The sequence below is a fragment of the Marinomonas sp. A3A genome, from assembly GCF_018336955.1.
Lineage (GTDB): Bacteria > Pseudomonadota > Gammaproteobacteria > Pseudomonadales > Marinomonadaceae > Marinomonas > Marinomonas lutimaris.
Genome location: NZ_CP025532.1, coordinates 1,336,686 through 1,362,826, shown reverse-complemented (window position 1 = coordinate 1,362,826; position 26,141 = coordinate 1,336,686). Strand labels below are relative to the sequence as shown.

The 26,141-nt window shown below is 42.4% G+C and carries 24 protein-coding genes; 2 read left to right on the top strand and 22 right to left on the bottom strand.

The window, feature by feature from the left end; translation table 11 throughout:
• Nucleotides 1–39: 39 nt before the first annotated feature.
• Nucleotides 40–1,143 carry an aromatic ring-hydroxylating dioxygenase subunit alpha gene (locus CYL31_RS06330; RefSeq protein WP_212918097.1) on the bottom strand — a complete coding sequence of 368 codons (1,104 nt, stop codon included), beginning with the start codon at nt 1,141–1,143 and terminating at the stop codon, nt 40–42.
• A 254-nt stretch (nt 1,144–1,397) separates the two neighbouring features.
• Between CYL31_RS06330 and CYL31_RS06325 the strand changes: the two genes are divergently transcribed.
• The gene (locus CYL31_RS06325) at nt 1,398–2,123 is read left to right on the top strand and encodes a GntR family transcriptional regulator (protein ID WP_212918096.1); all 726 of its coding nucleotides are present in this window, start codon (nt 1,398–1,400) and stop codon (nt 2,121–2,123) included.
• Here CYL31_RS06325 and CYL31_RS06320 read toward each other — a convergent pair.
• Nucleotides 2,120–2,416: a DUF6482 family protein gene (locus CYL31_RS06320; RefSeq protein ID WP_212918095.1), complete on the bottom strand. Its 297-nt coding sequence runs from the start codon at nt 2,414–2,416 to the stop codon at nt 2,120–2,122. The two genes, CYL31_RS06325 and CYL31_RS06320, sit on opposite strands and share 4 nt — an antisense overlap.
• Nucleotides 2,417–2,543: 127 nt before the next feature.
• Between CYL31_RS06320 and CYL31_RS06315 the strand changes: the two genes are divergently transcribed.
• A complete protein-coding gene (locus CYL31_RS06315; RefSeq protein ID WP_212918094.1) occupies nt 2,544–3,224 on the top strand; it encodes a P-loop domain-containing protein in 681 nt (226 codons plus the stop codon).
• 333 nt (nt 3,225–3,557) lie between these two features.
• Here CYL31_RS06315 and CYL31_RS06310 read toward each other — a convergent pair whose 3' ends face one another.
• The 20 genes from CYL31_RS06310 to tsf all read right to left on the bottom strand — a co-directional run bounded on the left by CYL31_RS06310 (nt 3,558) and on the right by tsf (nt 26,093).
• Nucleotides 3,558–5,603: an FUSC family protein gene (locus tag CYL31_RS06310; RefSeq protein WP_249411768.1), complete on the bottom strand. Its 2,046-nt coding sequence runs from the start codon at nt 5,601–5,603 to the stop codon at nt 3,558–3,560.
• 19 nt (nt 5,604–5,622) lie between these two features.
• Nucleotides 5,623–6,483, bottom strand: coding sequence for an efflux RND transporter periplasmic adaptor subunit (locus tag CYL31_RS06305; RefSeq protein ID WP_212918092.1), 861 nt, complete (start codon nt 6,481–6,483; stop codon nt 5,623–5,625).
• Nucleotides 6,484–6,487: 4 nt separating this feature from the next.
• A complete protein-coding gene (locus CYL31_RS06300; RefSeq protein WP_212918091.1) occupies nt 6,488–6,691 on the bottom strand; it encodes a DUF1656 domain-containing protein in 204 nt (67 codons plus the stop codon).
• A gap of 139 nt (nt 6,692–6,830) precedes the next feature.
• Nucleotides 6,831–8,141 (bottom strand): tRNA lysidine(34) synthetase TilS, encoded by a 1,311-nt coding sequence (gene tilS / locus CYL31_RS06295; RefSeq protein WP_212918090.1) that lies wholly within the window; start codon nt 8,139–8,141, stop codon nt 6,831–6,833.
• Between the two features lie 84 nt (nt 8,142–8,225).
• A complete protein-coding gene (gene accA / locus CYL31_RS06290; protein WP_212918089.1) occupies nt 8,226–9,173 on the bottom strand; it encodes an acetyl-CoA carboxylase carboxyl transferase subunit alpha in 948 nt (315 codons plus the stop codon).
• A 126-nt stretch (nt 9,174–9,299) separates the two neighbouring features.
• On the bottom strand, nt 9,300–12,776 hold the full coding sequence (gene dnaE, locus CYL31_RS06285; protein WP_212918088.1) for a DNA polymerase III subunit alpha: 3,477 nt from the start codon (nt 12,774–12,776) through the stop codon (nt 9,300–9,302).
• 4 nt (nt 12,777–12,780) lie between these two features.
• Nucleotides 12,781–13,380 (bottom strand): ribonuclease HII, encoded by a 600-nt coding sequence (gene rnhB, locus CYL31_RS06280; protein ID WP_212918087.1) that lies wholly within the window; start codon nt 13,378–13,380, stop codon nt 12,781–12,783.
• Nucleotides 13,380–14,537 (bottom strand): lipid-A-disaccharide synthase, encoded by a 1,158-nt coding sequence (lpxB, locus tag CYL31_RS06275; protein WP_212918086.1) that lies wholly within the window; start codon nt 14,535–14,537, stop codon nt 13,380–13,382. Before lpxB ends, rnhB begins: the two co-directional genes overlap by 1 nt.
• 64 nt (nt 14,538–14,601) lie before the next feature.
• Nucleotides 14,602–15,378 carry an acyl-ACP--UDP-N-acetylglucosamine O-acyltransferase gene (gene lpxA / locus CYL31_RS06270; RefSeq protein WP_212918085.1) on the bottom strand — a complete coding sequence of 259 codons (777 nt, stop codon included), beginning with the start codon at nt 15,376–15,378 and terminating at the stop codon, nt 14,602–14,604.
• Nucleotides 15,378–15,815: a 3-hydroxyacyl-ACP dehydratase FabZ gene (fabZ, locus tag CYL31_RS06265; protein WP_212918084.1), complete on the bottom strand. Its 438-nt coding sequence runs from the start codon at nt 15,813–15,815 to the stop codon at nt 15,378–15,380. The genes lpxA and fabZ overlap by 1 nt, the downstream gene beginning before the upstream one ends.
• Nucleotides 15,816–15,821: 6 nt before the next feature.
• Nucleotides 15,822–16,853: a UDP-3-O-(3-hydroxymyristoyl)glucosamine N-acyltransferase gene (lpxD, locus tag CYL31_RS06260; protein WP_212918083.1), complete on the bottom strand. Its 1,032-nt coding sequence runs from the start codon at nt 16,851–16,853 to the stop codon at nt 15,822–15,824.
• Nucleotides 16,854–16,856: 3 nt separating this feature from the next.
• On the bottom strand, nt 16,857–17,351 hold the full coding sequence (locus tag CYL31_RS06255) for an OmpH/Skp family outer membrane protein (protein ID WP_212918082.1): 495 nt from the start codon (nt 17,349–17,351) through the stop codon (nt 16,857–16,859).
• Nucleotides 17,352–17,383: 32 nt separating this feature from the next.
• On the bottom strand, nt 17,384–19,699 hold the full coding sequence (gene bamA, locus CYL31_RS06250; RefSeq protein WP_249411710.1) for an outer membrane protein assembly factor BamA: 2,316 nt from the start codon (nt 19,697–19,699) through the stop codon (nt 17,384–17,386).
• Between the two features lie 10 nt (nt 19,700–19,709).
• Nucleotides 19,710–21,056 (bottom strand): RIP metalloprotease RseP, encoded by a 1,347-nt coding sequence (gene rseP, locus CYL31_RS06245; RefSeq protein ID WP_212918080.1) that lies wholly within the window; start codon nt 21,054–21,056, stop codon nt 19,710–19,712.
• Nucleotides 21,053–22,228 (bottom strand): 1-deoxy-D-xylulose-5-phosphate reductoisomerase, encoded by a 1,176-nt coding sequence (gene ispC, locus CYL31_RS06240; RefSeq protein WP_212918079.1) that lies wholly within the window; start codon nt 22,226–22,228, stop codon nt 21,053–21,055. The genes rseP and ispC overlap by 4 nt, the downstream gene beginning before the upstream one ends.
• Nucleotides 22,228–23,031, bottom strand: a complete 804-nt coding sequence (locus CYL31_RS06235; RefSeq protein ID WP_212918078.1) for a phosphatidate cytidylyltransferase — start codon at nt 23,029–23,031, stop codon at nt 22,228–22,230. Before CYL31_RS06235 ends, ispC begins: the two co-directional genes overlap by 1 nt.
• A gap of 2 nt (nt 23,032–23,033) precedes the next feature.
• Nucleotides 23,034–23,765, bottom strand: a complete 732-nt coding sequence (uppS, locus tag CYL31_RS06230; RefSeq protein ID WP_212918077.1) for a polyprenyl diphosphate synthase — start codon at nt 23,763–23,765, stop codon at nt 23,034–23,036.
• A gap of 49 nt (nt 23,766–23,814) precedes the next feature.
• The gene (frr, locus tag CYL31_RS06225) at nt 23,815–24,372 is read right to left on the bottom strand and encodes a ribosome recycling factor (RefSeq protein WP_212918076.1); all 558 of its coding nucleotides are present in this window, start codon (nt 24,370–24,372) and stop codon (nt 23,815–23,817) included.
• 7 nt (nt 24,373–24,379) lie between these two features.
• Complete coding sequence (pyrH, locus tag CYL31_RS06220; protein ID WP_212918075.1) at nt 24,380–25,102, bottom strand: UMP kinase; 723 nt, start codon at nt 25,100–25,102, stop codon at nt 24,380–24,382.
• 130 nt (nt 25,103–25,232) lie between these two features.
• Nucleotides 25,233–26,093 carry a translation elongation factor Ts gene (gene tsf / locus CYL31_RS06215; protein WP_212918074.1) on the bottom strand — a complete coding sequence of 287 codons (861 nt, stop codon included), beginning with the start codon at nt 26,091–26,093 and terminating at the stop codon, nt 25,233–25,235.
• Nucleotides 26,094–26,141 lie beyond the last annotated feature (48 nt).

The following is a 26,141-nucleotide window of genomic DNA, read 5'->3' as shown; positions in this document are numbered from 1 at the left end:
GAGAGCAACTTACACTCCCCCTAGCTGGCATCGATTAAGTTAAAATGACGCTGTTTGAAGCGGTGCATTTGATGATGAAGACGCTTTAGGTTGCTGTTTAGCCGCCTGCTCTTTCGCAATAATTCGGTCAATTATTCGTCTTGATTGAACACCACCAGCATCTATATCCAGTTTTAATAAATCATAGTCTGGAAAAGCCAATAAGTTTTGCTGTTGACGCTCAAGCACTTCCAAATCTTCAGAAAATATTTTGCCCTGCCCTTCACGAATAGTATCCGTTAACGCCTGATCCTCTGGTTTGAAATTACGTGCCATACCCCAAAAATACCAAATAGAGGTTTCCGTTTCAGGGGTGATAAAATCCACTACAGTGCTACTGGCTTTTTTATCAGCTGGCGCATCAAATCCCCCATTTCCCGCATGGGCAACACCAACATCAATCATCACATGAGAAGGTGGACTGAAACGACAAATCTGCCAACGATCTACTAAAACATCATCCGCCAAACCATTACCACGTAACGCTGCTTGCCAAAAAGGTGGTGCCATAATATTTTCCATGAAGCGACTGGTAATAACCTTATCGCCATCCACCGTAGTAGAAACAGGAGACTCATCGATTTCTTTCTGCCCAATACTGCTGGCATGAACATAAGTCTCGTGAGTCAAATCCATTAGATTATCGACCATCAAACGATAATCGCAGTTGATATGATACAAGCCGCCGCCATAAGCCCACTCAGGACTTACCGCCCATTCTAAATGAGGAATCAAAGTTTTATCGGCTTGAGATTGGTCTCCTGGCCACACCCAAATAAAACCATAACGCTCTTCAACCGCATAGGATTTCATGCAAGGGAAACCTTTTACTCGCTGCAAAGGCATCTCTTTAGTTTTGCCATCAGCTCCCATTTTTAAACCATGATAGCCACAGACCAAAAGACCTTCTTCGACATAACCTAAAGACAAAGCGGCTCCGCGGTGCGGACAAAAATCCAATACCGCCGCAATTTCGTTATCGTGGGAACGGTAAAAAGCAATGCTTTCACCGCAAATTTTACGACCAAGAGGTTTGCTGCCCGCAACCTCTTCAGACATGGCTGCGACATACCACGTATTTTTAGGGAAAGTTTGCTGACTCATTGAAGTTCTCCTGCTGTTATTTTTATTAATTGGATCCAATATAAATAAAATAAATCAAAAAACAATAGAGTTATGCACTAATTGGATCCACTTGATGCATAATGAATAATAGTTTTGTGGCTAAACAATTGATAACTAAAAGTTTATGTATTGGATCCAATGGTTACTCTTTTCACTACATTTACGTTATGATTATTTTTCCATGAAAAGCACTGAGACAAGAGCAATGAGCACTTCCAAATGAGTACGTTCCAATGAGTAAACCTGGACAACAAGTAATCAGCCGATTGCGACAAATGATTTTGTCTGGAGAGCTAGAATCAGGACAAAGGCTTGTCGAAATACCCACCGCAGAGCAACTGAATGTATCACGTACGCCAGTACGAATTGCCTTTCGCACCTTAGAGCAAGAAGGTTTGCTAACGAAATTATCAGGACGTGGCTACATTGTGCGTCAAGTGACGCAAGCTGAAATTAGCGGATCTATTGAAGTACGAGGTGTGCTAGAAGGCTTAGCTGCAAGGCAAGCAGCTGAAAATAAGTTATCAAAATCACAGACCAATGAATTGCTAAGACTGTTAAAACAAGGAGATGAGTTGTTTGTCAAAGGCAGCATTAATGAGCAAGACCTCGCCATCTACCACGATATGAATCAGCGCTTTCATCAAATTATTATAGAAGCCAGTTTAAACCCAGCCATATCAGAAGCACTGAGCCGAAATGAGCACTTACCCTTCGCATCGGTTAGCGCACTGGCCTTTGATAGAAACAACCTAGCTCAAGAATACCGCCGCTTTAACTTCGCTCACATGCAACATCATGCGGTATTTGACGCCATTACCCACGGACAAGGAAGCCGCGCCGAAGCTATCATGCGCGAACACGCCAATGCCACACTTGGTTATGCCAAAATATTTTCCCAGATGGAAGATAACGGCGAAAAAATGCATATTTTAAAAAATATAGACTCGATCATTTAAGCCAAATCTGTATTACCAAGCGGCACTTCTAATGTATTACAAGCACCAATAGGCTGTCCGACCATTTCGTCATAAGCACTCTGATGACAAAGCACCATAGCTCCAACGCTTTTACCTTTGAACAAGGCCTGAAGGTCTAACTTGTTATGACTTGTTAGAAAACGACCTTGATCCGTTTGTATGTATTCTTCTGTCCCTGCGATTATCACGGATAACTGATATAGATTTGACTCCAAAGAATGTAGTTTCACTTTATCAACATGAGAAATCTTTTTAAGCTCTTGTAATAGCATGACAGTGCACCTTTTCTGCTTTTCCTTAGATACGTATTTCAACATCATTCAGTTCACATAAAAGTACGAATCATGGCAATAAGTTCATGCTAAAGTACTGCGATAGAAAATAAAAACAGGAAAATTTATGGCCCTTCATATGATTAATGACAGCTACGCAAGTTCGACCGATATACAAAACGCTTTAGATAAAATACAAGCTTATATGAACAAACCAAGCCGAACCCTAATTGGCCTAACTGGTGGACCAGGTTCTGGTAAAAGCACGCTTGCAGAATATTTACTCGATCATTTTGCAAAGCAACAAAACTCACAAGTCACTTGCCTTTCAATGGATGGCTTTCATCTATCTAAAGCTCAACTTAGCGCCCAACCTAATGCAGAAGAAGCTTTTGCAAGACGAGGGGCTCCTTGGACATTTGATAGCACGGCCTTTGTAGAACGTGTTAATAAGATTAAACAAAGCTATCAGCAAGAAGATATTTTGTGGCCAAGCTTTGATCACACCCTTGGCGACCCCGTTGAGGATGATGTATCGATAAAGAAAGAAACAAACGTCATACTGATTGAAGGCTTATATTTACTCCACCAGCAAGATGGCTGGCAAGAATCCAAAGCGCTGTTCGATGAACATTGGTTTTTAGATATTCCTATCGAAGTAGCAATAGAGCGTTTAGCAAAACGCCACATGAAGGCTTGGGGCTTCAGTCATGGACAAGCCATGGATAGAATCAATCAAAGCGATGGATTGAACGCGGAATTAGTTGCGACATACAAAGATCAAGCGAATTGGCTATTAAGAGTCTAGAGTTTCTCTAGGGAAGGTGCGAATAAGTCTACTAAGCCTCAGTCTTTCAGAGAAATCGTCAGATAAGGCGCGGCTCTGAAAGAATGTAGGTACCTTTCAAAGAGTCGCAACGACATGTGGCCTGTTACTTTTAATAGTAAGCTCTGAAAGACCCGCAGGGCATGGTCTAAAAGCCTGTATTCTTTGTTGAGCACCTCGAAAATAGAACCACTATTCACATTCGGTACTCGTCTCGAATAACAGGCTTTTATCAACATGCTGAGGCAAGAGGACTTGTTCGCACCTTCCCTAGGTACTTAGCCGTTCCACTTATTTTGTTATGGCTTTCCCTATTTACCCCCTCCCTCTCTGAGCAGCAATAGCTTCTGCGCTTCTTTCAAAGGTCAAGTTGATCCGCAAGAACATACCTTCAATAGCTTCAACCTGATTAGAGTCTCCCACCAAAGCCAGCAATTCTTCATATAAAGAGCTGCTGGCTTTTTCAAAGCTATCATCACAGCGACCTTTACTTGCCAATAAAAAAGCATTTGCCAAGGCAGCCTGCCAATTTTCTAATAAGCGCAGCTGCTGCTTACCAGCCAAGCTTTCACAAATCGAACGCAAACGAATGGAGACATGCCCAAGGTTTAAAGCAGTTAATGCTAAATCTGTAATTGCACGCGATTTAGAACCTTGGTCATAATTTGTCAGGCGCAACAATCGATCAGCCATACGGCGGTTATACCAAGCTGTTGGACTGGTATGTTGATTAATCTCCAATAAGTCTTGATAGGTTGTTTTAAAAATACGATGCACTAATAATTGAACACTTGGCCCAGTAATCAGATGAAACACCCAAAATAAAATACACACGCCGGCAAAAATTGCCATAGCAGAGCTTACAGTATAATCGATAGAAAAAGCCCGACTCATGTCCCTACTTGGGCTCACTAGAATGGAAAAAGGAATACAGAAGCCCAAACCATATGGCAGAGTTTGCCTATCAGCAAGAAGCAATAAACCAATAAAATACGGAGCGGCTAACACAAGCAATAAAAGCTCTAGCTGACCCGAGCTTTGCGATAAGAGATTAAGCGCGAAAAAAACCGCAACAATAACCGCTGCGACAACACCAACCAGCAACCTTTTTAAAACTACTTTTAAGATCATCAAGGGCAATCGGGCCAGCATAATGGAAAAAATTACTGGCAAGATCATAATCATTAGCGCCGCAGCCGAGCCTGTACTAACCCAGATACAAGCACCAATCAAAAATACAACAGTAGTACGAACACCTATAATTAATCCTGCTAACGGGTCTCGATAGGTCAACATACTAGGCGCATTTAACAAGGTGCTATCCCGTTCTTCCAATGCTCGATAAGCTCTCAACAATACAGTCAGCTCAGATGTAATCTCTGCACCGACATTCAGCATATGGGATTCGAAAGGAACATCCGAATCATTACTCGAACGATAATTTGCAAGGTCGCTTCGTAATGCTTTAACCTGCTCCAAGCAATAATCAAAATCATCAGACTCTGCAATTCGCCCAAATGCCCCACGCAATCGATCGAGAAGCTCAGTTAAAGCCGGCGTCATTAGCTCTGCGTGTCGACGCTGCAGGCGACCAAATATTTGCACCAAAGCCAATAGAGATAACACTTTTTGGGCTAATTGATTCGCCGCTCTTGTTCGCCCTGGACCTTTTGGCCCCTCATAGCTAACCGCGCTAGAGTCTTCACTCACCATCCCCAATGTCGCCATAATACTATCTATTTGCTTATGGCGAGTTTCGTGAGTACCTGATTTATCTAGCTCGGTTACTAGGTACTGTAAAGTCTGATTGATGACCGATCGTGCCTGCCGCTGCAGACTGTCTTTCACTTTGACAGGCCAAAACATGTGACTAACAACACCCGCACAAATGGACCCTATAATAATCTCACTGACACGAGCTTGAGCGATATCAAACACGGCCTGACTGTCTGCTGTTGACGGGCTTACCATCACCATCAGTACAATAATCTCTGATGTTACTGCAGCCATTGCAAACGCATAAACAAAATTCGCTTGTCGCACCATAGCAGATAAAGCTGAATTTAAACCTAACCACAACGCCAATATCCCCAGAGCCAAATAGGGATACGGCATAAATTGAGTCAACAATAAAATGCCAAATAAGCCACCGATAATGGTGCCGACAATTTGGCAAATGGCCTTTTCAATAACCAAGCCACTTTCAGGGCGCATTTGCAAAAAGACAGCGGAAACTAACGCCCAATAAGGGCGATCAAGATTTAAAGAGAGAGCAATCGTTAACGCCATCGCCATAGCAATGACACCTTTAAGCGCAAAAATAACCGCCTGCTTTTCAGGTAAAAACAGATTACGAAGCACGATTCCCAAGGCTATCTCCTTACTGCTTAGTAAGATGAATAGTGGCCGTCATACCAGCGCTCAATAGTGTTTCTTCTGCTAACGGATCTAACTTGATATCCACAGGAATCCGCTGCGACAAGCGTACCCAGTTAAACGTTTGTTGAATCTGGGGTAAAAGCTGGCCATTACTTTGAGTATTGGTATTCGCGATAGCCTTACCAACACTCACCACATGACCTGTTAATGGCTTACCGCCACTGAGCAAGGTTATTTTTGCTTCTTGATTCAAATGAACCAATGGTATTTTGGTTTCCTCAAAATAGCCTGTTACATAAAATGAATCAGACCGGACAATGGCAAAAACTGCGCTACCTTGCCCAACATAATTCCCCTGACGTAAATTCAAGTTAATAATATGTCCGGACACGGGAGCACGCACTTGGGTTCGATCTAAATTAAGCTGAGCGGTTGCCTGCTGAGCGACAGCCAAATCATAATTGGCTTTCGCTATTTCTGTGCTAATACGTGACGATTCTAAATCTTCAGCACTAATGGCTTTTTGGCTAAGCAATGCCGTGCGTCGCTCATATTTATGTTTCGCCAACTGCCAAGAATACAAAGCATTTTCGGTATTCGCTTTACTCTGACTAAGTGCCGCTTGATAACGCTGTTGGTCGACACTAAACAGTAAATCACCTTCTTTAACAGCTTGATCATTGGTGATATTCAAGTTCGTGACCCAACCAGAGACATCGGGTGCGACGGTTACTATGTCTGCACGAATTCGGCCATCACGAGTCCAAGGCGAATGCATGTAATCATTCCACACCCAACGTCCTGCAAAAATCGCAGCCACAACAACCAACACAGTCACAAGAATACGCAGATATTTCGCCATTGAGTTATCTTCCACCTAATAAATAAACAGTTAATGCCAAATAACAAACAAATAACGACACTTCAAACCAAGCCACTCGCCAAATACGATCGTGCCAGTCCAAGCGATGAAGAGCAAAACGAGTGAACGCTGCCAATAAGAAGGCAATTGGAAAGTAAACAACCAAGGGACTAAATTCTAAGCCACCAAAAACAACCACATGAAGCATTATAAATATCCTGTCGTTAAGACATTAGACAGTGTTACGAATCACTCAAAAACAGATAACCTATTAAGAATAGAATTTTATCGCGATAACACCAACTAAATGTGCAGCTAACAGCTAAATAAAAACACAATAATAACAACTAGCTAGAATTGGACTTTAGCAATGGTAGCGCTGAACTCGGTTGCCATTTAATCCTGAGATAAGAATAACTTGGATGCTGCCAAAGATCGCCAATAGCAACTAGGGTATCACCCAGATACAGATAAGGGAGATGATCCCTCCACCAGCTAGGGATAGCTTCATCGTTAAGCCACTTTTTTAGCTTACGAGTTTTACCATTGGACATCAGTAAACTCTCTCCCCGAGGACGAACTTTCAATACACAAAAATCGCTACCAGTTACACAAATACTATCAAAAGGACGCTGCAACATTTCACCAGAGACTAAAACAGACAGTTTCACAGCATTATCAGGAGGCAGAAGATAAACCGCATTTTGATGCCGCATAATACGACCACCGGGAAATTCAAATTCAGGTTGCTTATCCTCTGCTGCAGAAAACATAGCTTCTACGCTTTCTAGCTGAGATTGTGTCAATGAAACACCTTTCCCCTGTAACAAATGTCGCCACCAAAACAGCCTCTCATCCATAGGTTTATCATTAATATAAGATAGATCCAACCCACCAAATTCATTGCACCAAGCCGTTAGTTGCTGCTGTGCGAATCGAGAAAGCATAGTGTAATCCGTCGCAATACGTCGTGTACTGGAGAGGATATTTTGCTCCATTTTCGGAAAGCGCTTTTTTAGACCAGGCACGACACTTTGTCGAAGAAAGTTACGGGTAAAGTGCTCGTCAATATTAGACTCATCATGAATCCACTCAAGCTGATGCAGCTGAGCATAATCCTCAATATCATTTTTTGAAGCCGCTAACAGAGGACGAATCAAACAAGCATTACCAAGTGACCTTTGGTATGGAATACCAGATAATCCTTTCCCCCCCGTCCCTCGCAATAAACGAAACAACACAGTTTCAACCTGATCGCCAGCATGATGAGCGAGCAAAATTATATCCTGATCACCCATGACCTTCTGAAAAGCATGATAACGAGCATTACGAGCGGCATCTTCTAAAGAAGCTTGAGCCTCCAACTGCACGCGTTGAGCAACAAAAGACACACCAAGCTTGCCACAAGTCGCCTCACAATGCGTTAGCCAATCATCGGCATTAGCACTCAAACCATGATGTACATGAAGTGCTGCGAGCTTTTGTTTTTGTTCAACAGATATTTGATTCGCCAAAGCATGAAGTAATACATGAGAATCTACCCCGCCACTAAAACCAATCCAGACTTTATTCACCGTCGAAAATACAGAGCTAATCCACTCAGCGTTAAATCTAAGGGGAGATGCAGAAATAAGTGGTTTAGATATGGAACGTTTCATCATAAGGTCTAGGTGCAAAACATCTTAAACGTAAGAAACAAAAAAGCCCCCTAAATATAGGAGGCTTTTTAAAGAAACTAAAAATTATAGACCGTAAGACATCAAACGGTTGTAACGACGAGCTAACAACTCTTCTGTCGTTAAAGCTTCCATACGATCCAACGCCGCAAGAACATTTTTCTTTAGGCTCTGAGCCATTTCTTCATGAGAAATATGCGCACCACCAAGAGGCTCTTGGATAATATTATCAACAAAACCTAACTCTTGTAGACGCTGAGCCGTAATACCCATGGCTTTCGCGGCATCAGAAGCACGATCTGCACTTTTCCATAAAATAGAAGCACAGCCTTCTGGTGAAATAACAGAGTAAGTACCGTATTGCAGCATCATTAGCTCATCACAAACGCCTATTGCCAAAGCACCACCAGAACCACCTTCACCAATTACTGTAGAAATAATCGGCGTTTTAAGGCGAGACATAACTGCCAAATTAAAAGCAATTGCTTCACTTTGACCACGCTCTTCCGCGCCGATACCAGGATAGGCTCCAGGTGTGTCAATTAATGTCACGATAGGCATATTGAAACGTTCAGCCGTTTCCATCAAACGTAGCGCTTTACGGTAACCTTCAGGTCGAGGCATACCAAAGTTACGAAGTACTTTTTCTTTTACTTCACGGCCTTTTTGGTGGCCAATCACCATTACTGGACGGCCATCTAAACGAGCAATACCACCTACAATGGCACGGTCGTCAGCATAATGACGATCACCATGCATTTCTTCAAAATCTGTAAAAGCGTGCTTAATATAATCAAGAGTATATGGGCGCTTTGGGTGACGCGCTAACTGAGAAACTTCCCATGCCCCTAAATTACTAAATAGGCTCTTGGTTAGCGCTATTTTTTTATCTTCAAGACGACTAATTTCATCGCTTATGTTGAGTTCATTATCGTTACCGACTAAACGTAACTCTTCAATTTTCTGTTCGAGCTCAGCAATCGGCTGCTCAAAAGGGAGATAATTTAAATTCATGGTTTAATTACACTACTGTTTGGTTGCCATCAAATACAAAGGCAAAAGGCGGCTAGCCGTTTGCTCTATAGCTCTTTTCAAGCGTATCGCTACGCTGCATTCCATTGCTAAAACTATTAAATGAGTCTAAGTATACACTAACTGAACATTTTGTTTACCGTATTGTTTCTGAAGTTGGTGAATTAATTCGTCATCCGGACGAACTTTCCAACCTGATCCCAAGCGTATGTCACCACATGCTTGCGGCGTATCAAACCCTATCACCACATCGCAGCCATCGCCCCGATATGATTCCATATAGTTTGCTAATGTCTGTATTTCTGTTGGTGTTACTGTCTCTGACGTCCACGTAATTCGCAATGCTTCCACATAACGAACTCGAGCCTGAGCAATATCTAGAATATTTCTAGCAATAACTTTTTGTCCGCCACGAAATTCATCAACGGTAATTTCACCTTCAACTATGACCACCTCATCTTTGACAATAACGTCTTTAAAGGTGTCGTAGTTATCAGGAAATACCGTCACTTCTATTCGGGCAGAACGGTCATCTAATGTGACAAAGGCGATGTTACCACCTTTTTTGCTCTTGGTAATACGCAAGTCAACGATCAGACCCGCCATAACCTGCGTATCACCACGCTTTGGTTGTAAATCCACAATTTTTGAACGAACAAAGCGACGAATCTCTTTTTCATATTCATCAATTGGATGACCTGTCACATACAAGCCAAGCGTATCTTTCTCGCCATCAAGACGCTGACGTGGTGGCCACTCATGCTGAATACCGATTTCCTTATAAGCATCCTCGGTATTTTCTTCTACCGCGATACCAAATAGATCCATCATGCCAGCATCTTGGTTTTTAGCGTCTTGCACGGCTCTTTTCAATGCTTCGTCAATACAAGCAAACAAGGTTGCTCGATTCGGGCCTATAGTGTCAAACGCTCCGGAACGAACCAAAGCCTCCATAACACGTTTGTTAACTTTACGTCCAACTCGTTGGCAAAAATCAAAAATATGCTCGAAAGGACCTTCTTTGCGAGCTTCTACAATGGCTTCAATCGGACCTTCACCAACCCCTTTAATCGCCCCAAGCCCATAGACTATGGCACCCTTTGGATTAACGGTAAATTTGAAAACGGACTCATTAACGTTAGGCAGTTCTAATGCCAACTTCATTGAGCGACATTCTTCAATGAAGATGACGATCTTATCCGTATTCTGCATATCGGCAGACAATACCGCTGCCATGAACGGCGCTGGATAATGATTTTTTAGCCAAGCTGTTTGATAAGAAACCAGTGCATAGGCCGCCGAGTGAGATTTGTTAAAACCATAACCAGCGAATTTTTCCATCAGGTCAAATATGTTGCCTGATAAATCCTTATCTACATTGTTTTTAAGCGCGCCTTCCATGAAGATCAAACGCTGCTCAGCCATAACTTCAGCTTTCTTCTTACCCATAGCACGACGAAGTAAGTCAGCGCCACCGAGAGAGAACTTAGCCAATACCTGAGCAATCTGCATTACCTGCTCTTGATACAAGATAATGCCGTAAGTTGGTTCCAATACAGGAATCAAATCTTGATGTTGATAATCTGGATGAGGGAAAGCCAGCTCAGCACGACCGTGCTTACGATTGATAAAGTCGTCCACCATGCCTGACCCCAATGGGCCGGGACGATATAAAGCCACCAAGGCGATAATATCTTCAAAGCGCGAAGGCAAAAGCTTTTTAATCAATTCTTTCATACCACGTGATTCCAGCTGGAATACCGCGGTGGTTTCAGCTCGCTTCAATAGGTCATAAGTTGATTTATCTTCAAGATCTATCAGAGAAATATCGAGCGGTGGCTTGCCTTCCAACTTATTAATGGCGTCAATGTTTTTAACGGCCCAATCTACAACTGTTAGCGTTTTCAAACCCAAGAAGTCGAACTTTACCAACCCCGCTTCTTCTACATCGTTCTTATCGTATTGGGTAACCAGACCAGAACCGTCTTCTTCACAATAAAGCGGGGCAAAATCAATTAGCTTAGTTGGCGCGATTACCACGCCACCAGCGTGCTTGCCAAAGTTACGAACCACACCTTCTAAAGAAATCGCCATCTCCATGACTTCAGCAGCGTCTTCATCACCAGCTAAAAATTCAGGTAAAGCAGGCTCTTCTTCCAAAGCTTTCTTAAGCGTCATACCTATTTCAAAAGGGATCAGTTTAGACAGCTTATCCCCTAAACTATAAGGCTTACCTTGAACCCTTGCTACATCTCGAACCACGGCTTTTGCCGCCATTGCACCGAATGTAATAATCTGAGACACCGCATCACGCCCGTAAGTACGCGACACATAATCGATCACTCGGTCACGGTTATCCATACAGAAATCGATGTCAAAGTCAGGCATGGATACCCGCTCTGGGTTCAAGAATCGCTCAAATAGTAAATCGTATTCGAGTGGGTCAAGATCGGTAATTTTAAGGGCGTAAGCCACCAAAGAACCGGCACCAGAACCACGCCCTGGCCCAACGGGAATATCGTTGTCTTTAGCCCACTGGATAAAATCCATTACGATCAAGAAATAACCTGGAAACCCCATTTGGTTAATAATAGTTAATTCAAAATCCAAACGATCCCAATATTCCTGACGGCGCTTTTCGATACGTTCGCCATATTTTTTGGTGAGGAAATTAAAACGCTCTATCAAGCCGTCATAAGATAGCTTGCTAAAGAACTCCTCCATTGTCATACCTTCTGGTACAGGATAGTCTGGCAAAAAATACTCGCCTAACAGAACATCAACGCTGCAGCGCTTAGCTATTTCTACGGTATTTTCTAGCGCCTCAGGAATATCTTGAAAAAGCTCAGCCATTTCTTCTGGCGTTTTAAAATATTGCTCTTCGGAATAACGACGCTTGCGACGCGGATCATCCAAGGTCACACCATCATGAATACAAACCCGCGCTTCATGAGCCTCAAAGTTCTCACGTTTTAGAAAACGTACATCATTGGTTGCCACAACAGGACAATCTAGCTCGCCAGCCAGTGGTACTACTGCATGAATATAGCTTTCTTCGCCAGGACGACTGGTTCGTTGCAACTCGACATAAAAACGATTGGGGAATATTGACATCCAATGTGCCAATCGATTTTTGGCCTGCTCGTGTCGACCTTTTTGTAGTAGGTAACCAATATCCCCAAAACCAGCACCAGATAATGCAATAACATCCTCGCTATGGGCTTCTATCCATTCACGCTGAACGATAGGACGACCTTCTACCTGCCCTAGCTGATAGCCCTTCGAAATAATGGCGATAATGTTTTTATAACCCTTATTTGATGTCGCTAATAAGGTAAATCGATAACGAGAATCCACATAATCGTCTTCGGCAACAACAACATCCGCACCACAAATAGGCTTAATGCCTTTTTCCATAGCCCCTTTATAAAAGCGTACAAAACCACATAGGTTATTTTCGTCCGTAATAGCGACAGCAGGCATAGACATAAACTCGGTAGTACCGAGCAAGCCTTTTATTTTCACCAAGCCATCCACCAAGGAAAACTCGGTATGGACTCGTAGATGTATAAATGACGTGGACAAAATATTATCCCTCTAAAATCTTCTTAACTGGACCAAAACTGCGTCTATGAATCGGCGTGATGCCATGCAAACGAATCGCTTCTAGATGCTGGGCAGTAGGGTAACCTTTATGTTTTTCAAAGCCATATTCTGGGTAAATCTGTGCAGCTTGTGCAATATCTCTATCACGAGTGACTTTCGCCAAAATAGAAGCAGCCGAAATAGCTGCTTGCCGAGCATCACCTTTCACCACAGCTTCTGCAGAACAAGGTAAATTGGGCGGAATACGATTACCGTCAACCAATACATGTTCAGGCACAATGGAAAGTAAAGCAACAGCACGAGACATTGCCAGCATACTGGCATGCAGGATATTTATCTCGTCAATTTCTTCTACCGTGGCGCTGGCAATACCATAAGCCAAGGCTTTTTCTTGTATTTCAACAAATAAAGCTTCGCGCTTTTTCTCACTTAACTTTTTGGAATCTGCTAATCCAATAATGGGTCGTGCTGGATCTAAAATCACCGCAGCAGCAACCACCTCTCCTGCTAACGGACCTCTACCAGCTTCATCAGTCCCAGCCAATAAATTTCCAAAATATACCTGACTAACAAAAGGCTCCATTATTTCCCTTTTCCTTCAAGCATAGTAACAATTGCTTGCGCTGCCTGCGCACCCGCATTTTTGCGTAACATTGTATGCAAATCGAGATACTTAGCTTGAATCGTTTTATCGGTTATAAAAGACCGCCAAGTTTGTAACAATCGTGTCGCCAAATTATCTGGCGTCGCATCATCCTGAAGAAGCTCAGGTACTAACGCTTCATTAGCCAACAAATTAGGCAAAGAAACATAAGGAACTTTAACCATTCTAGACATGATAGCGAAAGTAAGCTTATTGACCCGATAAGACACAACCATTGGCCGCTTCACTAACATGGCCTCTAATGCGGCCGTCCCAGAAGCCAGCAAGATAGCGTCTGATGCCGCCATAACCGTACGCGATTGCCCATCGATTAAAATCGCTTCGGCATTAGCTTCATGCAATATTGCTTCTATTTGGTTGCATCGGTCTTTATTCGATGCTGGAATCAAAAATCTAGCAGATGGCTCTTTCTGCTTAATCAGCTTAATGGTTTCAATAAAAAGCGGCGCCAAACGAGACACTTCACCTTCACGAGACCCAGGTAAAATACCAAAAATAGGACCATTGATAGACCCTAGATTAAGCTTTTCTCTGGCAAGAGTAGCATCACTTTCAAGAGGTATATCATCCGCTAACGTATGCCCAACACAAACTACCGGAATCTTATGTTCATGGTAAATAGGCAATTCAAACGGAAAAAGTGCCAACATAAGATCAACAGATTTTTTGATATTAAAAATACGTTTTTGGCGCCACGCCCAAACGGACGGACTAACATAATGAATCGTCGGTATGCCGGCTTGTTTTAATTTTCTCGCAAGCGGCATATTAAAGTCGGGTGAATCTATACCGATAAAAGCGGTTGGAGGATTTTTTAAGCAAGACTGATATAGGCGCTTACGAATGCCCAAAAGCTCTCTAAGACGCCCTAAGACTTCGACTAATCCCATGACAGACAATCGATCCATTGGCACAATACTATTGAACCCTTGCGCTTCCATTAATGGACCACCAATTCCTTCAAAAATCGCATCTGGTTGTAACATCTTTAGGTGAGCAATCAAATTTGCGCCCAAAATATCACCCGAAGCTTCACCAGCTACCAACACATAACGTGTCGCAGACGTTACTTGCATTTATACAACCTCTAATAATAAAAAACCCCGAAACAGTCCGGGGTTTTCTTTTAAAACATGGTGCCTATCGAACAATTCCACGTTTTGAACGCCGAATTGACAAAATGTACTCTGCCACCTCAGGAATATGAAATATATCCCCTTGTTCAAGCTCTAGTAACGCAGACTCTAAGGTTAAGCCCTTTAGGTATACTGTCTTGTATGCAGTGCGTAATGCTCGAATAACTTCTGCAGGTACGCCTCGACGACGCATCCCCTCAAAGTTCATTCCGTGTGCTTTAGCTGGACTACCGGAAACCATGACATACCGAGGCACATCTTTAGAAACCATTGACCCCATACCACACATGCTAAAGGAGTTAACCTGACAAAACTGATGAATACCTGTGTATCCACCAAGGATTACATGATCACCAACTGTCACATGCCCTGCAAGGGCTGCAAAGTTCGCTAATATATTGTGATCACCCACAATGCAATCATGACCAACGTGCGTACTTGCCATAAACAAGTTATGACTACCTACCGTCGTAATACCATTGTCTTGAATAGTACCGCGATGAATTGTCGCATTCTCACGAATAACATTACTGTCACCAATCACAAGCTGTGTTGGTTCACCCTTATACTTTTTGTCTTGGTTCGCTTCTCCAACAGAAGCAAACTGATAAATCTCATTATTACACCCTATTGTCGTATGACCATTAATGACAACATGAGATTTAATAATACTACCAGCACCAATTTTTACATTCGGTCCGATTACACAAAAAGGACCAATCTCCACGCTGGAGTCAATCTCTGCTTTCGAATCGATCAAAGTAGTTGGATGTATCGCCACTATATATTCCTGACTGCACACAAAATAGTTGCAGAACAAGCTAACTGACCGTCAACTGTTGCTCTACATTCGAATTTCCAAATACCGCGTTTTTCAGTAATTATTTTTGCTTCTAATTGCAAACGATCCCCAGGCACTACTGGTCGCTTAAAACGCGTATTATCTGCGCCTACAAAATAATAGATAAAACCATCTTCTGGTTTTTTCTCCATTGTTTTGAAACCCAATACACCGGCTGCCTGAGCCATGGCTTCAATAATTAATACACCGGGCATTATTGGATGGTCTGGAAAATGGCCATTAAAAAAAGGCTCATTAATCGTTACATTTTTATAGGCTACAATGGAATCGTTCAGATTTAACTCAACAACGCGATCTACTAATAAAAATGGGTACCTTTGAGGTAAATACTGACGAATTTCATTTATGTCCATCATTAAACATCAACCTTTTTCTGAAAGCTTTTTAATTTGTTGTCCCAGTGATGAGATCTGCTTTGCCATATTATCAATTCGTCTAAATCTTGCGACTGAACGTCGCCACTTAGCAGTAGGCTCCATCCCCGTACCTGAAGAATATGAACCGGCCTCCTCAATGGATCTGGTTATCATAGTCATCCCTGTAATATGGGTGTTATCAACTATTGAAATATGACCAGCAAGCCCTGCCCCACCAGATATAGTACAGGAAGCACCTATTTTCACACTACCTGCAATCCCGACACACCCTGCAATCGCCGTATTATCGCCAATTACGACGTTATGAGCAATTTGTACTTGGTTATCTATTTTAACACCATTACCTATCTGCGTATTCTCTATAGCACCACGATCAACTGTTGAATTCGCCCCTATTTCAACATTATTACCGATAACGACAGAGCCTAGCTGATCAATTTTCTCCCAAAACACATCATTTGGAGCAAAACCAAAACCATCAGCTCCAATCACGGTACCGCTATGAATAATGCACGCACCACCAACTTCGACATCATGATAAAGAGTGACATTAGGGTATAGGCGAGAACCCTGACCAATTTTAACACCTCGACTAAGAACGCAACCTGCGCCAATGACACAACCTTCCGCAATCAAGACATCATCATCAATAACAGCATTAGGCCCTACCACGACATTTTCAGCTATTGTCGCTTTAGGCGATACTACAGCACTTTGGTGAATACCAGACCAACCATGTGTTGCTGGCACAAAAAGATGTGATATTTGAGCAAACGCTAAATAAGGATTGGAAACAATAATGGCATTACCCACTAATTGAGCCAGCTCTTCCGTTTTTACAAGGACTGCACCTGCAGATGTCGACCCAAGCAGACTTTGATACTTGGAATTTGCTAAAAAGCTCAACTCGTTTTGAGTCGCATTTTCTAGCGACCCTAATTTATCTATAACTAGATCAGCATCACCTTTTACAACACCCTGCACCTTGGCGGCTAATTGCCCTAGCGTATAACTCATAGATTAATTATCCTTATTAATACGTTTTACTAATTCATCTGTAATATCTGCATTTGCGTCCGCATACAAACTTAACTGTCTATTTAGTACCAATTCTAATTTACGCTCTTCAATCAAAGACTTTAGAGCGGCTTCACCTTTGGGCGTCAAAGATTGTATTAATTGTTGTTCTAACTCTTTAGCCTGACGCTGCATATTTGCAGCCATTGCTCGAACTTGATTTTGGCGCTCACCTAATTGCTGACGACGTTTTTTGAATTCATCCTCAGACAATGTTAATTCATCACGCTTCAAATCTTTTGCTGATGCTTCAAGATCTTCTTGCTCTTTCTTCAAGCGAGCATCCATCTCGGCCACTTTTTTCTTAGGCTCTTTGGCGGCTTCTTGACCAGCATTACTTTGTAACAGCGCCGCTCTGAAATCAACCACAGCAACTTCGGTTGCTTGTACACTACCAATAAAGCATAGAGTAAAAATCACAGTTATGAGTTTTTTCATTTTTAAAATCCTATTACATAGTACTTTTCAAATTAAAAAGTCGTTCCTAATTGGAACTGGAAGAAATCTGTTTTATCGCCACTTCTTGAATTCAAAGGACGTGCAAAGTTAAATGACAGAGGTGCAATCGGTGTAATCCATGTCCAACTTAAACCAACACTATAACGTAGCTCAGCGGGATCTATACCTTCATTACACTCACTATTACCAGCAAGACAAGTATCAGTAAATACGTTACCACCATCCAAGAATAAAGCGGTTCTTACAGACTTATGATCCTCCACCATAGGCAATGGGAAAATAAGCTCAGCCGACGCTGTCATCAGAATATTACCACCTAGTGCAGAAGTACTATTGCTCGACCCGGCATCATAAGAGTTTTTAGGCCCCAAGGATGAAGCACCATACCCTCGTACGGAATAAGACCCACCAGCAAAATAGTTTTCAAAGAAAGGAAGGGTATCAGTATCCCCATAGCCTTTACCGTAACCTAAGCGCCCTTTCAAATGGAACAACCACAAATCTGAGCCATTCAAATTCCAAAAACGCTGAGAAGTTAGACCTAATTTAGTGTATTGCTGATCACCAACAGGCAAGGCAACTTCTAATGTGGCTTTTGTTGAATAACCATTTGTCGGTAATACACCACCAACCAAATCGCTATCACTCCAAGTTAGACTTGCAATAACGTCATCATAGTTATCACCTTGATTATCCACATAGTCTTTTGTTTCATTGGATGGGTCATAACCCAATTTCACCGTACTTTCTTTTACAGTCATACCGAACGATAGACGCTGAGTATCAGAAATCGGATAACCGTAACTAACCCCTGCACCAATTTCGTCTAGATCGTAATCTTCCACATCATCGTCGGCATGATCACTGGTTTTATAGAAAAGCTGGAAACCACGACTCACGCCATCTACAGTAAAGTATGGATTATCGTAGCTAACAGAATAATCTTGCGTTTGATTGGTACGTTGCGCATTAAAAGACAGCTTATTACCTGTTCCTAAAAAGTTACGCTTCGAAATACCAAAACCAAGCACCGTACCATCTTCTTGTGAATAACCAATACTAGCTTGAATACTGCCTGATGCTTGCTCCTGCACTACAACATCAAGGTCAACCTGATCAGACGTTCCCGCCACAGGTCGTGTACGTAAATCAACACTACCAAAGAAACCAAGTCGCTCAATACGACGCTTAGATGATTGGATTTTAGAGTGCGTTGCTAAAGCCCCTTCGAATTGCGTCATTTCACGGCGCAACACTTCATCTTGTGTTTCACTATTTCCACTGAAAGTGATGCGACGCACATAGACCTTAGGCCCTGGTGCTATTTGATAACTAAGATTAACAGTATGGTTATCTAGCTTCTCAGGAATAACATTTACGTTAGTGAACAAATAACCATCATCACCTAACTCAGTCGAAATACCTTCAATAATTTTTGTCACTTCACTACGAGAAAAAACGTCGCCTTTTTTCTGAGTGATTTGCTTCCAAACACGATCTTCAGCAATAGGCAAACTGCCACTCAAAGTAACGTCATTAATACTATAAGGTTTACCTTCATCGACGTTAATAACGATATAAACATCACGTTTATCTGGTGACAAACTCACTTGACTTGAAACCACATTAAAATCTAAATAGCCCTTATCCATATAAAAGCTTTTTAGAGTGTTAATATCCCCTTCAATTTTAGCCTTAGCATACTCATCAGCCGAACTGAAGGGATTCCACGAGCCAGTTTCAGCAGATTCGAAATCTTTGGTTAATGTTTCTTCGTCAAAATCTTTATTGCCAACAATATTGATATGAACAATTTTAGCGGTATCACCCTCATCAATATTAATCACAATTCCAGTTCGGTTACGCGGCATATCTTCAACAGAAATATCGACCTTCGCACTGTAACGCCCCAAAGCGTAATACTGACGCTGCAACTCTTGTACTATCTGATTTAGAGTTTCTGGCTTATATATCTCACCAACCTCCAAACCTGACAACTTCAAACCTCGTTCTAAATCTTCGGTTTTAATGAGATCGTTACCTTCAATCGTCAAATTACCAATTGAAGGCCGCTCTTCAACGTCAAACACCAAGACGTCATTGTCTTCATAAACATCGATGTTACTAAAGTAACCCGTATTAAAAAGAGAGTTAATAGCTTGATACACTTTATTGGAGTCATAGGACTCACTTTTATCAAAGCCTATAACATCAAATGCTCTAGCTGATGGCATTTGTACTAAGCCATCAATTCGCACGTCCTCTACCGTTTTTGCAAAACTCTGCACGCTTATTAAAGCCAAAAATACTGCTGAAACGACTTTCACATATACCTCTCTACAAGCGGGCAATATCATTAAAAATGGCAACAGCCATTAGAGCAAATAAAAGAGAAGCACCAACTCGATAAGCCATACTCTGGATTTTCTCAGAGACAGGCTTTCGACGAATAGCTTCAATGCCAAAAAATAACAAATGCCCACCATCTAACATTGGAATAGGCAACAAATTAAGTACCCCCAAACTAACACTGAGGTAAGCCATAAATTTCAAAAAAGATTGCAAACCTGAATCTGCTGACGCACTCGCCACTTTTGCAATCGTTATCGGTCCAGATAGATTATCAACAGAAATCAATCCCTGTAACATCTTCCCGATAGAAGAAACTGTTAAAGATACCATCTTAGAGGTCTGTGCAACACCATAAGAGAAGGCTTCTAGTGGACCATAGTAACGTTCTCTAATAAGATCTTCATCCCATTTTGGCGGAACCACTGCTAATCCAGCATATCCTATCGTTTTGCCATTTTGCTCGGTAGATTTAGGCAATAATAATAATTCCAAAAAATCTTGCGAGCGCTGCACATCAACCTTCAACGTCTTATTGGGATTTGCTTGAACCAATGCAACAACTTGCTGCCAGTTAGAAACAGGGTGATCATTTATCCCTAAAATCTTATCGCCTGCTTGAAACCCTGCTGCAGACGCAGCGCCATCACCAACAACCTGAGCAATAATAGGAAGCACTTCAGGCTGCCATGGCGATAATCCAAACGCTCGTATCAAATTACTTGGCTCATCGCCAACCAACCATCGATTTAGCTCTACCGTATCCTCCTGCAAAGAACCCAGCCCTTCAGGTTGGTAACGAACGATAATGGTTCCTGTTTTACCGATCAAGCCTGCTAGCACTAAATTTACATCTTCCCATGACGCAACCGGTTCACCAGCAAGAGAAACAAGCTCGTCTCCTGCCTTGATTTGAGTTTGAGAAACAGGAGTATTTTGATCAATAAAACCGATTTTTGGAGCAACAGATTGAACACCCAGCAAAGCAACAATTGCATAGATAACAATTGCCAAAATAAAATTGGCAACAGGACCTGCTGCGACAATAGCAATGCGCTGCCAAACACTCTTTGTATTAAACGCTTGGTCTCTCAACTCCGCAGGAACATTACCCTCACGCTCATCAAGCATTCGCACATAGCCGCCAAGAGGTATCATTGCCAATGTATATTCCGTTCCCGTTTTACCGACATAACGATAAATCGGTTTTCCGAACCCCACAGAAAAACGCAGCACTTTGACACCACAACGACGAGCAACAAAAAAGTGCCCAAATTCATGAAAAGTAATGAGAAGACCTAAAGCAACAACAATAGAAAGAATATTCTGTATCATGAAAAATTACCGCTAGAAATCATATCCAGTGCCAAATGGCGTGAATATCGATCAGCTTCGAAAACATCATCAAGGTCATTCACAGTAACCACATTCGCTGCCATCAATACCCGCTCATTCAGCTTTGCAATATCAAGAAAACCAATCTGACGACTCAAAAAAGCCGCTACCGCAATTTCGTTTGTTGCATTCAATACAGCCATCGCTGTACCGCCCATGAACCAAGCATCTGCGGCCAATTTCAAATTAGGGAAACGCATCAAATCAGGAGATTCAAAATTCAAACGAGCAATATCGATCAAATTTAAAGATGGGACATTTGTCTCGACACGGCTTGGCCAACTCATGCCGTAAGCTATTGGAATTTTCATATCAGGATTCCCCATCTGTGCAATCACAGACCCATCAAGATATGACACCATCGAGTGAATGATACTTTCAGGATGAACAACAACATCCACCTGATCCGGTGTGACATCAAACAACCAGCACGCCTCAATTAACTCTAAACCTTTATTCATCAAGGAAGCTGAATCTATGGATATTTTTTGCCCCATGGACCAGTTTGGATGCTTACACGCCTGTTCAGGAGTAACTGAAGCCATCTCACTTAAAGACCAAGTTCTAAAAGGCCCTCCAGAAGCTGTCAAAATCACCTTAGCAACATCTTGCTTATGCGCACCACGAGCTGTTTGAGGCAGACTCTGATAAATTGCATTGTGCTCACTATCGATAGGAAGAAGCATAACATCATGACGAGCTACTTCGTCCATGAAGAGCTTACCGGCGGTTACCAAGGACTCTTTATTAGCTAACAGTGTTCGCTTACCAGCACGTATGCCAGCCAAAGTAGGCTTTAGCCCAGCAAAGCCCATGATAGCAGCCATGACCTGATCAACCGCTGAGTCAGAAGCAATGCTATCTAAAGCATCTTCCCCCCACTCAAACGAAGTGGCTAAGCCTTGACATTTTTGAGCTAGTTCATCGCGCGCCTTTTGAGACCCCATTACGACACGTTGAGGTTTAAAACGACGACATATTTCCGCCATTCTATCCACACTCTCATTCGCCGACGCATTAACCAAGGCAAATTTATCAGGGTGCTGAGCAATGATATCTAGCGTACTTTGGCCAATCGACCCAGTTGCACCTAACAAGCAGATTCCTTGCATCAAAGCCATCCTGCCAAACTAAGCAATAAAACATAAATAGGAGCGGCGGCAGTCAAACTATCAACACGATCCATAATACCACCATGACCAGGAATAAGATGACTAGAGTCCTTCACCCCCTCATGGCGCTTAAATAAACTTTCCGTCAAATCACCTAACACCGAAACAAACGATGTTATTAACGCGATAACAGCCAACACGCACCAATTAGAAAGAGTGAAATCACTTAATTCTGCAAAAACAATCACACCAACCTGGGTTAATACGGCCCCACCAATAACACCCTCCCAGGACTTCCCTGGGCTTACAAAGCGTGCAAGCTTTCTTTTACCAAATGCTCTCCCTGCGAAATAGGCACCGGAATCCGCCCCCCAGATCAAGCCCATAAGAAGCAACACCCAGACAACAAAATTGTCTGATTGTTTTAACACGACTAAAGCAGACCAAGTGGTCACCAACACGAGAATACCGAACAGCAAACGACTAAAAACATGTTTCCAAATTAGTTCTGTTGGATAACGCATTACCCAATATAATGCGAGCAACCATAATATCGGGCTTAAATTAAGTAAGGCCTTTTGCACGCCATAATGAAAGACTAAGAAGCAGATCCCCCCAATAAGAGCTGCAAAGAAAATACGCCCGAAATGATTCGTCACACCAGACAAGCGCGCCCATTCCCATCCGGCCAAGAACACGACAGTCCCCATAGCCAAAATAAAACTAGAGGCCTCTAATACAAACACGGCGCAAATAAACAAAACAGCCATAACGATGGCACTAAGAATTCTAGGGAGTAACATGGTTATCGACCACCATAACGACGTTGACGGTTTTGATAAGTCCGAATAGCCTCATCAAAATGTTTTTGATCAAAATCCGGCCACAACACCGGAAGAAAAACAAACTCGGAGTAAGCCGTTTGCCAAAGTAAAAAATTACTAATGCGCTCTTCTCCAGAGGTACGAATCAGCAGATCTGGCGCAGGCAAATCAGCTAATTGCATATGTTCGGCTAATACAGCCTCTGTAATATCTTCTGGTGAAAGCTCTCCCTGTGCGACTTGTTCAGCCACCGCTTTCGCGGCTTGAGCAATATCCCAACGCCCACCATAATTTGCAGCAATCACCAAGGTCATTTGATCATTGTCTTTTGTAGCATCTTCAACATTTTTGATTTGCTTTTGCAAACCTACACTGAAACCAGACAGGTCACCTATCACTCTAAGCCTGATCTTATGTTCATTTAATCGTTTAAGCTCTTTCTTCAAAGACCGCATAAACAATGTCATCAGCCCATCCACTTCTAGCTTTGGACGCTTCCAGTTTTCACTAGAAAACGCAAACAACGTCAACACTTCGACACCAGACTTAGCTGAAGCCTCAACCACTCGTCGAACAGCTGCGGCTCCTGCTGTATGGCCAGCAATACTCGGAAGGTGTTTTTTCTTTGCCCAGCGATTATTACCATCCATTATGATAGCAATATGAGCTGGACTGACAGCTGAATCAAAATCAGCGCCATCCAATTCAGACATAGCGTTACCCTAGTCAATAAAAAAAGCGAGCCAAGGCTCGCCTTTTTCATTAAATTTCCATCAAGTCTTTTTCTTTTACAGCAAGACGCTCTTCTATTAAAGCAACATACTTGTCCGTTATTTTTTGCACTTGATCCTGACCACGACGATCGTCATCTTCAGAAATTTCTTTTTCTTTCACTAAATCTTTAAGACTACCATTTGCATCACGGCGAATGTTACGGATAGCAATACGCCCATTTTCCGCTTCATTCTTTGCTTGCTTAAAGTAGTTCTTACGAGTTTCCTCAGTCAAAGCAGGCATAGGAATTCGAATCAAATTACCATTTGTAGCTGGGTTCAAGCCAAGATCAGATTTCATGATGGCTTTTTCAATTTCAGGAACCAAATTATTTTCCCAAGGAGACACACCCAACGTACGCGCATCTTCTACGGTAATATTTGCCACTTGACTTAATGGTGTTTCAGAACCGTAGTAGTTCACTTTCACTGAATCTAGAATACTAGGGTGCGCACGACCTGTACGGATTTTTTTAAACGCAGACTCAACAGAAGCAACAGCTTTGCTCATACGATCTTCTGCGTCTTTAAGAATTTCGTTAATCATAACTTCCTCACTTAATCAGTGTACCTTCACTGCCACCAACCATGATATTTACCAAGGCTCCCGGCTTATTCATATTAAACACACGTATCGGCATGCCGTGATCACGGGTTAAACATATTGCAGTTAAGTCCATGACACCTAATTGTTTTTCAAGAACTTCATCGTAGCCCAATGTATCATATTTCACTGCAGTAGGATCTTTCATTGGATCCGCAGAATAAACACCGTCAACTTTAGTCGCCTTCAATACGACATCTGCATCAATCTCAATACCGCGCAAACAAGCAGCAGAGTCAGTTGTAAAGAAAGGATTACCTGTGCCAGCAGAGAAAATGAGCACATCACCTTCTTTCATCAAGCGCATGGCACGACGTCTATCGTAAGGCTCTACAATGCCCGTCATAGTGATAGCCGACATCACACGAGTAGCAATATTTGCACGCTCCAATGCATCTCGCATTGCCAGCGCATTCATTACCGTTGCTAGCATCCCCATATGGTCGCCAGTAACGCGATCCATACCAGCCTGACTCAACGCCTGACCGCGAAATAGATTACCACCGCCAATAACAATACCAACTTCAACACCAATACCACGTAACTGACCGATTTCTAGAGCGATACGATTCAACACTTTAGGATCGATACCAAAGGACTCATCACCCATCAAGGCTTCGCCACTCAGCTTAAGCAAAATTCTTTTGTATTTTGGACTCTTTTCTTTTGGCATATCAACCTCCGGCAATGATTTTATTTCTTGAATAACTGAGGTCAATATAACCGACTCTCATCGCATTCATCTCTCATAAAAAGGGGCAGTCAAGCTGCCCCTTTTTTTTGCAAGACATTACAACAAAGAATTAACCTCTAAGTTGTGCTGCTACTTCTGCTGCAAAGTCCACTTCAGCAACTTCAATACCTTCACCTACTTCAAGGCGAATGAAAGAAGTAACAGTTGCGCCAGCATCTTTAACTAACTGACCAACTTTAATTTCTGGATTCTTAACAAAAGGCTGCTCAGTCAAGCTGTTTTCAGCCAAAAACTTCTTCATACGACCAACAATCATTTTATCAACGATTTCAGCTGGCTTGCCAGCCATGTCTGGCTGCGCACGAATAATTTCTTCTTCTTTTGCAAGAACTTCAGCAGGCATATCTTCACCGCGAACAACGCGAGGAGACACTGCAGCAACGTGCATAGAAACATCTTTAGCCAATTCCGCAGAACCGCCTTCCAATTGAGTCAATACAGCGATCTGACCGTTACCGTGAAGGTAACCACCTACTAAGCCACCCTCAACGATAACAGCACGACGAGGAGAGATGTTCTCACCGATCTTCTGAACCAAAGCTTCGCGTGCTTGGCCAATTTCGCCAGCAAGCAATACTTCGATGTCAGTTTCTTTCGTTGTGAAAACAACGTCAGCTACCTTGTTAGCGAAAGCAATAAAACCTTCGTCACGAGAAGCGAAGTCAGTTTCAGAGTTAACTTCAACTAAAATAGCGTAAGAAGAATCGTCTGCTACGCGCATAACCATCGTACCTTCCGCTGCAGTACGGCCCGCTTTTTTAGCTGCCTTCATGCCACTTGATTTACGTAGTTCTTCGATAGCCACTTCGATGTCAGCGTCAGCAGCGACAAGTGCTTTTTTACACTCCATCATGCCTAGGCCAGTACGTTCACGTAGCTCTTTTACCAATGCTGCAGATACTGCGGCCATGTTAAATCCTCTTTATACCAATTCAAATTTAAAAAAGGAGGTAAGACA

Coding starts and splice junctions, on each gene's coding strand:
- CYL31_RS06330 (WP_212918097.1), bottom strand. CDS start 1,143: ATGAGTCAGCAAACTTTCCCTAAAAATACGTGGTATGTCGCAGCCATG.
- CYL31_RS06325 (WP_212918096.1), top strand. CDS start 1,398: ATGAGTAAACCTGGACAACAAGTAATCAGCCGATTGCGACAAATGATT.
- CYL31_RS06320 (WP_212918095.1), bottom strand. CDS start 2,416: ATGCTATTACAAGAGCTTAAAAAGATTTCTCATGTTGATAAAGTGAAA.
- CYL31_RS06315 (WP_212918094.1), top strand. CDS start 2,544: ATGGCCCTTCATATGATTAATGACAGCTACGCAAGTTCGACCGATATA.
- CYL31_RS06305 (WP_212918092.1), bottom strand. CDS start 6,483: ATGGCGAAATATCTGCGTATTCTTGTGACTGTGTTGGTTGTTGTGGCT.
- CYL31_RS06300 (WP_212918091.1), bottom strand. CDS start 6,691: ATGCTTCATGTGGTTGTTTTTGGTGGCTTAGAATTTAGTCCCTTGGTT.
- tilS (WP_212918090.1), bottom strand. CDS start 8,141: ATGAAACGTTCCATATCTAAACCACTTATTTCTGCATCTCCCCTTAGA.
- accA (WP_212918089.1), bottom strand. CDS start 9,173: ATGAATTTAAATTATCTCCCTTTTGAGCAGCCGATTGCTGAGCTCGAA.
- rnhB (WP_212918087.1), bottom strand. CDS start 13,380: ATGGAGCCTTTTGTTAGTCAGGTATATTTTGGAAATTTATTGGCTGGG.
- lpxB (WP_212918086.1), bottom strand. CDS start 14,537: ATGCAAGTAACGTCTGCGACACGTTATGTGTTGGTAGCTGGTGAAGCT.
- fabZ (WP_212918084.1), bottom strand. CDS start 15,815: ATGATGGACATAAATGAAATTCGTCAGTATTTACCTCAAAGGTACCCA.
- lpxD (WP_212918083.1), bottom strand. CDS start 16,853: ATGAGTTATACGCTAGGGCAATTAGCCGCCAAGGTGCAGGGTGTTGTA.
- CYL31_RS06255 (WP_212918082.1), bottom strand. CDS start 17,351: ATGAAAAAACTCATAACTGTGATTTTTACTCTATGCTTTATTGGTAGT.
- rseP (WP_212918080.1), bottom strand. CDS start 21,056: ATGATACAGAATATTCTTTCTATTGTTGTTGCTTTAGGTCTTCTCATT.
- ispC (WP_212918079.1), bottom strand. CDS start 22,228: ATGCAAGGAATCTGCTTGTTAGGTGCAACTGGGTCGATTGGCCAAAGT.
- CYL31_RS06235 (WP_212918078.1), bottom strand. CDS start 23,031: ATGTTACTCCCTAGAATTCTTAGTGCCATCGTTATGGCTGTTTTGTTT.
- uppS (WP_212918077.1), bottom strand. CDS start 23,765: ATGTCTGAATTGGATGGCGCTGATTTTGATTCAGCTGTCAGTCCAGCT.
- frr (WP_212918076.1), bottom strand. CDS start 24,372: ATGATTAACGAAATTCTTAAAGACGCAGAAGATCGTATGAGCAAAGCT.
- pyrH (WP_212918075.1), bottom strand. CDS start 25,102: ATGCCAAAAGAAAAGAGTCCAAAATACAAAAGAATTTTGCTTAAGCTG.
- tsf (WP_212918074.1), bottom strand. CDS start 26,093: ATGGCCGCAGTATCTGCAGCATTGGTAAAAGAGCTACGTGAACGTACT.